This is a genomic window from Achromobacter aloeverae, from assembly GCF_004121055.1.
GTDB lineage: Bacteria > Pseudomonadota > Gammaproteobacteria > Burkholderiales > Burkholderiaceae_B > Bordetella_C > Bordetella_C aloeverae.
The window spans coordinates 1,430,210-1,442,718 of the sequence record NZ_PYAL01000001.1; the positions used below are offsets into that span (position 1 = coordinate 1,430,210).

Below are 12,509 nucleotides of genomic sequence, written 5' to 3' on the forward strand. Positions count from 1 at the left end.
TCGATACGGGAGATCGCGAGGAGGCAATTACGCGCAAAGGCAGTAAGATACTTCGCTTGCTCGCCGGCCGGCGATAGCGCGACTTCTCACCAGGCCTCGAATTGAGCCCCACGCCGAACAACATCCCCGTCCTCAATGGCCTCAGGGCCCTGGCCGTCATAATCGTCTTCATGACGCACGCATCCAACAGTTACTTCGGGGGCTTGTTCGGAGGAGCAGGCGCAGGCCAGACAGGCGTCATGCTGTTTTTCGTCCTCAGTGGCTTGCTTATGGGGCATTTATACCTGAACGTCCCTGCAACAAGAACGGCGCTACTGGATTTCGCCGTGAAGCGAATCGCGAGAATCTATCCCCTGTTCTTCTGCGTCGTCATGGTCTGCTACGGGCTGGCGCGTTCAGGATGGATACTTGACGATTATCGCTTGGGCATGGAGTTGCTGCCGACGCTGGCGTTCGTAAAAGGCGCGAGCATACTATGGACGATCGGTCCCGAAGTCATTTTCTACGCCGTTTTCCTGCTGCTGTGGCCGCTATGGCAGGCACGGCGCGGCGTGTTCTGGGCTGCGCTATTGGCGATGCTTACCCTGTCACTGCTGCCTCTGGACCTGCCCCTCTCGAATTCCCTTTTCGCGCTTCATTACCGCCTGCCCTACTTTCTCGCAGGCATGTTTATCGGTCTGGATCTGAGTCGTGCTTCCGCCTTGTTCGGGAAGTCCTTCCACTGGATGCTGGCGGTATTCATCCTGGCCGCTCCGCAAGTATTGGGCCATTTCATCGCCCTGCCCGAAGTCTTCTACAGCGGCACATGGGGGCTACCCTTGTATCTCGCGCTGACGGTGGCATTCGTACTGAGCTGCCTGGCGGCAAGGCCATGGCTGCTGACGAACCCGTTCACCGAATACCTTGGCAAGATTTCCTTTTCGTTCTATCTGATCCACATGGTGGTGCTGAAGAATTTCACGTGGCTTCCCTCGGTTGCGGCAGTCACCGCTTCGTTCCTAGTGACGGTGATTCTGTCTCACGCCACCTACCGCTGGATAGAGCTGCCCAGCCGGAATCTCGGACGTCGTATTCTCCGGAAGGCGCGGGAGACATCTGAGCCGATAGCGACAATATCTCTTTCCGAGACAGCGAGATAACACCGGCCGTCCGGGCGGAGCGACCGTGACGATCCCGGCCGGCACAGCCGGAACGGAAGGCAACATCCAACGGTCATTTCGCCGCCGGCGGGACCAGAAATTCAAGTGTCCCCAAACGATTCGTCGCCTTGACCGTGTAACCCTTCAGCGCCGCGGCCAATGGGCCGACCGGGGCTATCGTGCTCGGTCCAATACCGAAAAACACGCAGCCGGGACTGGTTTCCTTCAGTTGCTGAAGCAGCCTGTCCTGATCGGACTGAAGGACGGTTTCGACATAGCCCGGCCCCGATAGCGGAGAAACAAGGCGAGTCTCGGCATAGTAAATGCCTTGGCGCACGCTCAAGATCGCGCACGACTCGCCGGGTTTAGCATGTTCCCGGATAAAGTGGAGCTCATCATCGACAACCTCGCTGACGGGCGTATGCCGGGTTTCCGCCAGAATGACGGCGTCACGAACGAGCGCGGGAAAATTCCAGACTAGCGGCCACGCGCAGAACGCCAGGATTCCGAGTGCCGCGGCAGGCATCGCCAGGGCGCTGGCGTCCTCCGCGCCAGCCCGAACCAGCCTTATAGTCTGATCCGCGAGCATGGCTCCGACCAGGACCGCCGGCCATGCGACCGTGATCAGGTTGAGGATATGTGACCGTCCTTGATAATAAAGGAACAAGCCCACGCCCAATAAGCTCAAATAAAAGATGATGTCCTGCCGCCAGGATGCCTTGCCTCGAACGATCGCGGAAATCCCGACGATGACACCCATCAGGTAAACCCCCATGACGGCCATCCATGGGGTCGGCAAGACCGGCATGGGTAGCATGGTGAAGCCAAGCTTATAGAACGTGATCTGGTATTCGTACAACCAGGAGAGATGCAGCGGACCGGCGGCTTTGAAATACAGGAACCCGATAAACAACCCTGCCGTCAGCACCACCGTCAGGACATGAATGGCGGCCGCCTTCCAAAGCCTGACCCGCAACGCGCTTGTATCCGCGCGATGCAAGTATGCGCCGGTCAGCTTGAATCCGAGAAAGGCCAGAAACGCCAAAATGATCATGGAGCCGGAATCGGCATTCCACAGCGCGCCCACGGCAGCCACCACCGCGAAGAGCACCACAGACGAATCCGTCAGCGTTCGGCTATATCGATAAAAAGCGACGACCGAAATGGCAGGCCAGAAAAACCTCACGGGCCAATACTGGAAATAGCGCTCCGGAATGCCTATCAAGAACATGGCGCTCTCGAATGTAAGCATCACAAGGGCCAAGGATCCAACGATGCGCAAGGCTCGGTCCAGCACAGTGCGATGCAATACCCACCATAAGGCCGTCATCGAAAGCAACTGCATTGCCGCGCACGCCAACGTAAACGATTTTACGGATAGCCTCCCGACTTTGAACAAGGGCGCCATCATCTCCGGAAAAAGCCCATACTGTGAAGGCAGGTCGGCGAGCAGCGTCTTGCCTCCCACGACTTGGCTGAGAGGATAGATCACCGCGTCGAAGTGCACGCTCCACGTGCCGGATTCGAATACGGCATTTATCCCCGCCACGCGCCACGCCGCCATCTGGAAGAAGCAGGCCACGAAAAAAAGGCTGAATGCTATCGCGGAGTACGTACTGGTATTCGCGGTGCGCTGGCGCAGTCCCACCGTGCGGTACCACAGCACGCCAAGCAGAAAGCAGGCAAGCAGCAATCCGGTTTGCCAGTAAGCCGTACGTATATCAGTGGTCAACCATTTACTAAACTCAAAATTCCAAAAGGTCCCTAGGAACAAAATGGCCGTCACCCAAGCGGCAATTTTCCTGAGCGGCTCCAGCCGACCCACTGCCGAATCCTGCAAGGCGCGCAGCCTTGTCGCGCCGGCCAAGCATAAAAGCGGCAGGGTGAAAGCCAGCGTGATGAAAACGAATCGTTCGCCCGGCTCGGGACGAAGCAAACGCCGATAAGTTTCGATGATGAGGGCGGAGTCCGCCGCCTTCGGCGTCGCAAACGCCCCGTAGAGAATGCCCAGGCCCCACGCGCCCGTCACAGTGACCGCCACGGCGATTAGAAAAACCGATGTCACCCGTGCGCTTTCTCGTCGTAGCGTCAGCTTCATCATGTCGTCCGGGAAATGAGTGGCGAGTGTACTTGATCGACAGCTGGCCATCGCCGCCATGGATCCGCGACGGCGCATCCTGTGAACGCACTTCATGCGCCGGAATTCATCTAGAATCACTGGCTTTGAGAGTCGCGGCATGGAAAGTGGGCGTATCAAATCCCTAGATGGCCTGCGGGGCATATTCGCCGTCTGTGTCCTGAGTGGGCATTTCTTCCTGGTGGAGCGCCGGCCCGACCCCACCTACTTTCAGAACCTGGCGCTCGCGGTACAGTTCTTCTTCATACTCTCTGGCGTCGCTTTGTGCCACGGGATGAGCCGACACATCGTTTCCGGACAGTTTTCGCTAAGGGCCTTTGCCAGGCAACGCCTGGCCCGCCTCTATCCCATGCACCTACTCTCGATGGGGATAGCCGGAATATTCCTCCCTCCTATTTTTTTTGGCGCCATACCTACCAGCGGAAATCTCTTGAAGGAGGCCTTGGCAAACTTCCTCCTACTCCAGGCCATGGGGCCGATCGAGGGCAGGAGCTGGAACGTCGTCAGTTGGTCCATTTCCACGGAATTCTGGGTTGGACTTATCGTGCTGCCCTTGGCGATGAAGCGCTTGCGAGGGCCGCTGGCGCTCGCATTGGCCGTAGCCTGCTATGCCTTGATTTTCATGGTGAATCACACCGTGTCCCTGCCCTTTGAACGGACCGCTCCCGGCGTGACGCTCGCCGCGCTCAGCACCGGCGCGGGATTGCTGGCCGGGGTAGGAACTTTCCAGCTTCTCGCCGCGGCAAGAGGATGCCCTGGGCGCTGGGCTCCGGTCATCGAGCCGGTCCTGCTCGGCCTGATCCTGGTCATCATCTGGCGCGGAGCCAGAGGGTATCAGGAAGCGATCGCGCTCGCGTGCATGCCTGTCCTAATCTACCTCAACGCTTCATCGGCAACGTGGCTGACACGCGTCCTGGGGTCACGCACCTTCACCTGGCTCGGCCAGATCAGCTTTTCGGTCTACCTGGTTCATATGTCCGTACACGGTGCCTTGAGGATGGCGGGCCTGGATGGCGCGTTGCCCATGGCGGCGACGTACCTGATATATCTCATCTCGTCCCTTGGGCTTGCGTCCATCCTTTTCAGGTATGTCGAGGCCCCCCTGTACGCAAAACTGCGTGGCCCGGTCCTCATTCCGAGGGACTCCAGAGTGCCGGTCGCACAGTAAGCCAAACGGTAAGCTTCCTGCGGTTGTATCCCACCTTTTTCATGGCAAGGATCTTGAATCGCTGCCGCGGATATCCTGCTTTTGGACTGGCCATGGAAAGCGCCCTGGACAGAGTCTCTCTTCGCGAAATACGAACGGCAATAAAAAAGCGGCCTGAAGACATAATCTTCAGACCGCCTCTACTGCTTGACGGATCAAGCAGCGATATTGGCGCGCCCGGCAGGATTCGAACCCACGACCCCTTGGTTCGTAGCCAAGTACTCTATCCAACTGAGCTACGGGCGCTTTGGTAAAGAAGAAAGATTTTAGCACAACTTTTTTGCTTGTTGCACGTGTATTTCACACCTGCTGCAAATCGCTGCGCGGCTTCTTTCTCTCACCGCCTTGCCTGAACTCGTTCGCGTACCCGGCGTTGTTTCCGTGTCCGCGTTCAAGCAAGAACGCGACTATAGCAGAGTTTTAAAAGAGCGCGCAAGTCGTCCCGGCCATTCCCTGGCGGAAGGAAAATACCGCTGGAAACATCCTCCCGACCCAGCCTGCTCATCCGTCCCCTATCATGGGCTCCCCTCCACGACCGGGATCGCCATGCACGCCACTTCCCCGAGCACGCCCCCGCCCGCCGATGACCGGCGGCGGATATTGCTTGTCCGCCTGCTCACCGCCGCCTTCCAGGCGGCGTTGCTCTATTCGCTGTTGCATACCGGCGCCGGCGAGGACGCCGTCAAGCAGGCCTGGCAGGCCGCCAATCCGCGGATCTACATCCCCCTGCTGCTGGCGACGGTCTACGCCCCCATCGCCATCCTGCTCGGCGCCGGGCACATGCGCCCGCGGCCATTGATGTTGTGGACACTGGTGGTGGCCGTCGGCGCCGCCGGCCTGGGCTATCACGACGCCTTGCGCGGCGGCCTGGATGCCCACGAGCATGCGAATGGCCTGCCGCTGCCCTGGTTCCCCCTGTGGTTGGCGCTGAGCGCCGCCGGCTTTGTCGGCCAGGTCCTGATGACCGACCGGTATGGCGAGGCCGCGGAAGACGCCGCCCCTCCCTACGTCCGCCATTTCAACACAGCGTGGCGCATCGGTTTGCAAGTCGTCCTGGCGCACGTCTTCCTTGGCGTCTTCTGGCTGGTGCTCTATCTGGGCGCCACGCTCTTCGAGACCATAGGCCTGCCTGCGCCCGCACAGCTCATCGCGCGGGCCGGCTTCGCGCTGCCCGCCAGCACGCTGGCCATCGCCATCGCCATCCATGTCACGTCCATCCAGTCTTCGCTGATCCGCGGCATCCGCCTGCTGGTGCTGACCCTGTTCTCGTGGCTGTTGCCGCTCATGAGCGCCATCGTCGCCGCCTTCCTGGCCAGCCTGTTGTTGCGATCCCTCGAACCGCTCTGGAATACGCGCTACGCGGCTTCGCTTCTGTTGGGTTCGGCCGCCCTGATGGTTTTCCTGATCAATGCCTGCTACCAGGACGGCTCGCCCGGCCAGGAAAGCCACCGCCTGCGCCGCTGGGCCGCGATGCTGGGCGCCGTCGAGTTGCTGCCGCTGGTGGGCCTGGCCATCTGGGCCCTGCAATTACGCGTGCGCCAGTACGGCTGGAGCGTGGACCGTATCGTGGCCGCCGCCGTCTGCCTGATGGGCGCCTGGTATGCCGTCGGCTACGCCGCTTCGCTGATCCGCGCGCGCGCCTGGATGAAGCGGCTGGAGGCCACCAATACCAGCGCCGCCTATCTGTTCCTCGCCCTGGTGGCGGCGCTGTTCTCGCCCGTGGCCGATCCCGCGCGCCTGATGGTCTCCAACCAGATCGCGCGCCTGCAGGATGGCTCGGTCCGCCCGGACCAGTTCGATTACAGCGCGCTCTATCTCGAAGGCGGACACTGGGGGACAACCGCCCTGAGTGACCTGGCGGACCATGCGTCCGGCCCCGCCGCGGACACGATCAAGCAGCGGGCGCGGCAGGCGCTGGACGCTTACACCCGCAACCGCGACTACGTTTATCACGAGCCCGACGCCGCGCTGCTGGCCAGGACGGTCGACGTGCTTCCCGCCGGCCGCGCCTTGCCGGACGCCCTGCTGAAACCGGAGATATGGCGGCAGCGCGCCTGGGGCCTGCCCACTTGCGCCTACGACGACCGCGCTCGCTGCACGGCGCGCTATATCGAGCTTGCGCCGGGCACGCCGGAGGCCCTGCTCTTCATCGACAATGCGTCGCGGTACCTGTTCCAACCGGACGCCCAGGGCCGCTGGAACCTCGTCGGCTCCCTGGAAGGAGACGCCGGCTGCGACACCGCCGCGGCTCCCATCGAGAGCGCCGATATCCACGCCGTGCCGGCCGTCCTGCCCGATCTCATGATCGGCAGGCAGCGCATGCGCATCATCCCGCGTGCATCTTCCTGCGCCAGCACCGCGACACGCGACGCGCGATGAAGCGCGAGGCGCGCTGACGGATGCGGACGCGACAGGCACAATAGGGGCAGTGTTACCGGCTTGCCGGCCCCCTTCAATGCCCCTGACTGCCCCGAACAACAGGAGACCGCTACATGTCCGTCCCTCGCAATGGCGCCGCGGCGCTGGCTGCCACCCTCGCCGCCGCCGGCGTCAAGCGCCTGTTCACGCTGTCCGGCAATCACATCATGCCGGTCTTCGATGCCTGCCTGGATGCCGGCATCGAGCTGATGCACACCCGGCATGAAGCCGCCGCCGTCCATATGGCCGACGCCTGGGCGCGGCTGACCGGCGAGCCGGGCGTGGCCTTGGTGACCGGCGGCCCGGGACACGCCAATGCGGTGTCGGCCCTGTATACCGCCAGCATGGCCGAATCGCCCGTGGTGCTGCTGTCCGGTCACGCGCCGCATGCGCAGCTGGGCATGGGCGCCTTCCAGGAAATGCGCCAGACCGATATCGCCGCGCCCCTGACCAAGGCCGCCACGCTGGCCGCCAGCGCCGACAGCCTGTCGCGGGACATGCAGCAGGCGCTCCAGCTGGCGCGCGCCGGCCGCCCCGGCCCGGTTCACCTGAGCCTGCCGACGGACGCGCTGGAGGCCCCTTGCACGCAGGCCCTGGTCGACCCCGTCGACATCGCGCCCATGGCCCAGCCGCTGTCCACCGCATCGGCACGCGCCATCCTGGATGCCCTGGCGCAATCGCAACGGCCCTTGATCCTGACCGGCCCCGCCGCCATGCGCGGCGCGGACCTGCAAGCAGCCACCGCGCTGGAAGCGGCCTGCGGCATCCCCGTGATCGGCATGCAGAGCCCGCGCGGCGTCGCCGATCCCGCCCTGGGCGCCTTCGCCGAGATCCTGGCGCAGGCCGATTGCATCCTGCTGCTGGGCAAGCGCCTGGACTTCACCCTGAAGTTCGGCGCGGCGCCCGCGATCGCGGACGCCTGCGCGTTCTTGCAGATCGACGCCGAGATCCTCGAATTCGAACGCAGCCGCCGCGCGGTGGGCGCGCGCCTGGCGCTGACCGCGCAGGCGGACCATGCCACCGCCCTGGCGGCGCTGCGCGACGCCTGCGCCGGCTACACGCCACGCCATGCGGCGTGGACCGCCGACGTCCGCGCCGCCCTCGCCTATCGCCCCGCGGCGTGGGCCACGGCGACGGCCGGGCAGCACGGGCGCCTGCATCCCTATCAGGCGCTGGCGCCGGTGCAGGCCCTGCTGGACCGCCATCCGAACGCCGTGCTGGTGGCCGACGGCGGCGAGATCGGGCAGTGGGCGCAAGCCATCCTGCACGCGCCCGACCGGGTGCTCAATGGCGTGGCCGGGTCCATAGGCGCGGCGCTGCCGTTCGCGGTCGCAGCCAGCCTGGCGCGGCCCGGCGCGCCGGTGGTCGCGGTGATGGGCGACGGCACCTTCGGTTTCCATGCCGCGGAAATCGATACCGCCGTGCGCTATCGCCTGCCCTTCATCGCGGTGGTCGGCAACGATGCGCGCTGGAACGCGGAGTACCAGATCCAGCTGCGCGAATACGGGCCGGAACGCACGGTCGGCTGCGAACTGCTGCCCACGCGCTACGACCTCGTCACGCAGGCCTTCGGCGGCCATGGCAGCCTGGTGACCATGGCAGAGGCGGTCACGCCGGCCCTGGCGCAGGCGCGCGGCTGTGGCCTGCCGGCCTGCGTGAACATCATGATCGAAGGCCTGCCGGCGCCCGTGGTGCGACGCTAGCCGCCACTCGCCCTAGGGGCGGCGCGGCTGTCTCATGCCCCCACCTGATGGGCGAGCGCCACGATGATGGGACCCAGCACCGGCAGCAGGACATTCGCCACGGCGTAGGTCACCGTATATCCCAGCAAGGGCACGGCGCTGCCGCTGGTCGCCATGATCGCGCTGATGGAAGGGGTGCTGACATGCTGCCCGGCAATCGCGCCCACCAGCAAGGGTCCGGGTATCTTCAGCAGCTTGTGGCCCACCCACAGGGACAGGCAGGCCGGTCCCAGCGACACCAGCAAGCCGATCAGCGGCAGGGCCAGGCCATGCTCGCGCACCAGGGCCACCGCTTGCGGGCCCGCCGACAAGCCGACGCAGGCCACGAAAATCGCCAGCCCCAGTTCCTTGAGCAAGCTCACCGCCGCGCCGGGCAGATGGCCGATATTGGGCCGCCGCGCATTCAACCAGCCGCACACCAGGCCGCTGACCAGCGCGCCGCCGCCACTCCCCAGGGACACGGGAATCCCGCCGATGCGCGCGCCCAGGCTGCCTATCACCAGGCCGGCCAGGATGCCGAAGCACAGGAAGACCAGGTCGGTACCCTGCGTCGTGCGCAGTTCGCTACCCATCCGGGCCACGGCAGCCGCCACGCGCGCCTCGGGACCGACCAGCGTCACGACGTCGCCATATTGCAGCATCGTCGACGGGCCCACCGGCAAGGCATGGCCGGACCGCACGATGGACTGCACGAACACGCCATGCGCCGCTTTCGCGGATGCCTGCTGCGCCAGCTGGCGCAGCGTACGGCCGTTGATGCGCTTGCGACCCACCACCACGGTCCTGGTGGCCAGGCGCAAGTCATCGGCCTGGGCGTGTTCCTCCGGCAACTGCATCTCCGGCCCGATCAACGACGACGCGCGCACCGCATGATCGCGCACCGCCAGCACCACCACCACGTCCCCCGTGCGCAGCACTTCATCCGGCGCCAGCGAGACGGCGGCGCCATCGCGCAGCAGCTTGCTGATGGCGGAGCGCCCGCCCAGGGCATGCTCCACCTGGGCGATGGTCTGCCCCACGGCGTCGCGTACCAGGTGCGCGCGGCCAACCAGGCGCGGCATGATGGGCTGGTCGAGCTGGTCCGGCGCGGCGGTCACGTCCAGCTCTTCCTCCAGCTTGCTCGCGGCCGTGCGCAAATCGATACCCAGCAGCACCGGCGCCACCGCGCTGGTGAAGAACACGATGCTGATCAAGCCGATCAGGTAGGTAAGCGTATAGGCCGTCGCGATATTCGATTGCAGGCGCAATTGTTCCGCGTCGGACAGGTTCAGGTGCTTGAGCGCTTCGGCGGCCGTTCCCACCACCGCCGACTCCGTGGCGGCGCCCGCGGCCAGCCCGGCCGCCGTGCCCGCGTCCAGGTGCAGCAGGCGCGTCGCCACCAGGACGATGGTCAATACCAGGACGGCCTCGATCAGCGGCAGGGCGATATAACGCAGGCTGGAGCGATTCAGGTTGGCGAAGAACTGCGGGCCGCCCGAATAGCCCATGGCGAAGATGAACAGGGCGAAGGCGATATCCTTCGTATCGCCCCCCAGGCTGCAGCCCGTCTGGCCGAGCAGCAAGGCGGCGATCAACGTGCCGCACACGCCGCCCAGCTGTATGGGCCCGGCCCGCAATCGGCCGGCCAGGAAGCCCAGCCCAACGGTGACGAACAACAAAGCGATCGGAATATCGCTGAAAAAACCGACCGAACACGTCATAGGGTCCCCTACCGCGCCATGCGCGTCCCTGCGCCCATCCTGCTACTCGTCACCCGGCCCCGCTGCCCCGGACGCTAGCGGCCGGTCTTGCTGGCCGCTTTCTTGGCTGCTGTCTTGACTGCTTTCTTGGCCGCTGTCTTGCCGGCCGCCTTGCTTGCCTTCTTGGCTGCCGGGGCTTCCTTGGCGGCTTCCTTGACAGCTTTCTTGGCGGCCTTCTTGCCCGCCTTCTTTGCCGCCTTCCTCGCCGACGGGGACGCCGTCTCGGCCGACCACACCTGCACGGCCCTCGCCATCCTCTTGCCCTTTTTCCCCGCCGGCGCCGCGACGGGCTCAGGCGCCGGGAGGTTGGACGCCTGCTTGCGATCGGCCGGCGCCGGTTGCGCGCCCACGCCAAGTTGTGGGACCACGCCGCGCGGTCCGGAATGCACCTTCTCGCCGGCCTGCCACGCGGTGACGTATTCCTTGGCCGCTTCCACCATGGCTTGCCCGATATTGGCGTAGTCGGCCTCGTTCAGGTTCGCCAGCGACACGCGGATGGACCAGGGAGGACCGCCGAAGCCGCCGCCATCCATCAAGACCACGCCGGACTTCTCGGCAAGGCGGAACAGGAAGTCCACCGGTTCGTAGTTCTTGCGCATGTACTCGCAGAACTTGTCCCCATAGGCGCTCTGCGCCCACACCATGAAGTCCAGTTCGACGTAGTACCACGCGCGCTGCTTGTCCTCGGGCGGCAGCGGAATGCCCAGGCCGCGCCAGAGGGCATCGCGACGGTCCTGCACGACCTTCATGGTCAGGTGCTTGTAGCTGTCCTTCAAGTCCAGCAAATGGGACAAGGCGAACAACGCCATCTGCACCTGCTGCGGCAGCGACAGGCCAGCGGTGTGATTCAAGGCCACGTCGCGGCTGTCGGCCACCATGCGATCGATCAGCTTGAGCTTTTCCGGCTCCAGCGTCAGGGCACCATAGCGCTGGTGCAGGCGCTTGCGCTCCTTGCCCGGCAGCTTGGCGATGCGCTCGTCCATGCGGTTTTGCTCGTGGATGGCGATCACGCCCAGGCGCCAGCCCGTGCAGCCGAAATTCTTCGAGAACGAATAGACGCAGATCGTGTTGGCCGGCACTTCGGCCATCAGCGAGCGGAAATTCGGCACGAACGTGCCGTAGACATCGTCGGTGACCAGGATCAGGTCGGGGTTCTTCTTGATGATGTCGACGATCTGCCGCATCTCCATCGGATTGAAGGCCACCGACGGCGGATTGCTGGGATTGACCGTCACCGCCAGCTTGATCTTGGGATCCGCCAGCTTGGCGATTTCCTCGGGCGGATAATGCCAGTCATGCGTGCCGTCCGCGCGCACGCTGCTGGCGTTGATCGGCACGATCTTGAACTGGAAGCGCTCCAGGTGGGAGATCTCGATATACGGCGTGAACGTGGGCAGGAACAGGGCCACCTTGTCACCCTGCTTCAACAGCCCGTTCTGCTGCAGGCTGTCGAAGATGTAGCACATGGCCGCGGTGCCGCCCTCGACGGCGAACAGATCGAACTTGCCCTTGGGAGGACGGCCGTCGCACATCTCCTTCATCAGGTAATCGTGCACGATCTGCTCGGTGTGCACCAGCATGCGGTCCGGCACCGGATAGTTGTCGCCGATGATGGAATCGACCAGTTCGTGTATCCAGGCGTCGGGGTCGAATCCTTTTTTCTTGACGCCATACTGATAGACGCCGCCGAGGAAATCGGCGCCCGGGGCATTCTTGTTCCGTTGCAGGAAGTCGCGCAGCCGCTGGGCGATGCCCGGCTTTTCCGGCATGCCGGCCATGATGCCGTGGTCGTACACGCGGCGCGCCTCGTCCATGGCGAAGCGTCCCAGCAGGAAGAAGGCTTCACGGGGCTCGGTGGCGATCCAGTTGGGATTGCCGCGGCCCGCATTGAGCATGATGGCGGTGGACGTCTTCTGGCGATCGCGCGCCAGGTTGATGAGGAAGTCCTTGAGCTCGAAGGGAGACAGCTGCTCCATCTCCTTCTGGCGGGAACGCGTGGTTTCGAGGGCCGACGCCAAAGTGGCGCGGACAGGCTTCAGGACGGATTTCGCATGCGCGGTCATGACGTCTCCAAAAAAACCATACGTGAGTAAGGCGGCGACGGTACGTCGCCGGTACCTGTGGGCA

General features: G+C 64.2%; 7 protein-coding genes and 1 tRNA gene. 4 read left to right on the forward strand and 4 right to left on the reverse strand.

Going from position 1 to position 12,509, the window contains the following annotated elements:
• Window positions 1–101 precede the first annotated feature (101 nt).
• Window positions 102–1,139, forward strand: a complete 1,038-nt coding sequence (locus tag C7R54_RS06195; RefSeq protein WP_275669685.1) for an acyltransferase family protein — start codon at window positions 102–104, stop codon at window positions 1,137–1,139.
• Between the two features lie 73 nt (window positions 1,140–1,212).
• Here C7R54_RS06195 and C7R54_RS06200 read toward each other — a convergent pair whose 3' ends face one another.
• Complete coding sequence (locus C7R54_RS06200) at window positions 1,213–3,240, reverse strand: hypothetical protein (RefSeq protein WP_129149242.1); 2,028 nt, start codon at window positions 3,238–3,240, stop codon at window positions 1,213–1,215.
• A 136-nt stretch (window positions 3,241–3,376) separates the two neighbouring features.
• Between C7R54_RS06200 and C7R54_RS06205 the strand changes: the two genes are divergently transcribed.
• Window positions 3,377–4,444, forward strand: coding sequence for an acyltransferase family protein (locus C7R54_RS06205; protein ID WP_158021160.1), 1,068 nt, complete (start codon window positions 3,377–3,379; stop codon window positions 4,442–4,444).
• A gap of 208 nt (window positions 4,445–4,652) precedes the next feature.
• On the opposite strand, the gene C7R54_RS06210 is transcribed toward C7R54_RS06205, so the two are convergent.
• A tRNA-Arg gene (locus C7R54_RS06210) sits at window positions 4,653–4,729 on the reverse strand.
• A gap of 300 nt (window positions 4,730–5,029) precedes the next feature.
• Here C7R54_RS06210 and C7R54_RS06215 point away from each other — a divergent pair.
• Window positions 5,030–6,862 carry a DUF4153 domain-containing protein gene (locus tag C7R54_RS06215; RefSeq protein ID WP_129149244.1) on the forward strand — a complete coding sequence of 611 codons (1,833 nt, stop codon included), beginning with the start codon at window positions 5,030–5,032 and terminating at the stop codon, window positions 6,860–6,862.
• Between the two features lie 113 nt (window positions 6,863–6,975).
• Window positions 6,976–8,604, forward strand: coding sequence for a thiamine pyrophosphate-binding protein (locus C7R54_RS06220; protein WP_129149245.1), 1,629 nt, complete (start codon window positions 6,976–6,978; stop codon window positions 8,602–8,604).
• A 32-nt stretch (window positions 8,605–8,636) separates the two neighbouring features.
• On the opposite strand, the gene aspT is transcribed toward C7R54_RS06220, so the two are convergent.
• Both aspT and C7R54_RS06230 read right to left on the reverse strand, forming a co-directional pair.
• The gene (aspT, locus tag C7R54_RS06225) at window positions 8,637–10,343 is read right to left on the reverse strand and encodes an aspartate-alanine antiporter (protein WP_129149246.1); all 1,707 of its coding nucleotides are present in this window, start codon (window positions 10,341–10,343) and stop codon (window positions 8,637–8,639) included.
• Between the two features lie 74 nt (window positions 10,344–10,417).
• The gene (locus C7R54_RS06230) at window positions 10,418–12,445 is read right to left on the reverse strand and encodes a bifunctional aspartate transaminase/aspartate 4-decarboxylase (protein ID WP_129149247.1); all 2,028 of its coding nucleotides are present in this window, start codon (window positions 12,443–12,445) and stop codon (window positions 10,418–10,420) included.
• Window positions 12,446–12,509 lie beyond the last annotated feature (64 nt).

What these genes read in the sequence shown, in the direction of transcription:
- C7R54_RS06200 (WP_129149242.1), bottom strand. Translation starts at nt 3,240, where the DNA reads ATGATGAAGCTGACGCTACGACGAGAAAGCGCACGGGTGACATCGGTT.
- C7R54_RS06205 (WP_158021160.1), top strand. Translation starts at nt 3,377, where the DNA reads ATGGAAAGTGGGCGTATCAAATCCCTAGATGGCCTGCGGGGCATATTC.
- C7R54_RS06215 (WP_129149244.1), top strand. Translation starts at nt 5,030, where the DNA reads ATGCACGCCACTTCCCCGAGCACGCCCCCGCCCGCCGATGACCGGCGG.
- C7R54_RS06220 (WP_129149245.1), top strand. Translation starts at nt 6,976, where the DNA reads ATGTCCGTCCCTCGCAATGGCGCCGCGGCGCTGGCTGCCACCCTCGCC.
- aspT (WP_129149246.1), bottom strand. Translation starts at nt 10,343, where the DNA reads ATGACGTGTTCGGTCGGTTTTTTCAGCGATATTCCGATCGCTTTGTTG.
- C7R54_RS06230 (WP_129149247.1), bottom strand. Translation starts at nt 12,445, where the DNA reads ATGACCGCGCATGCGAAATCCGTCCTGAAGCCTGTCCGCGCCACTTTG.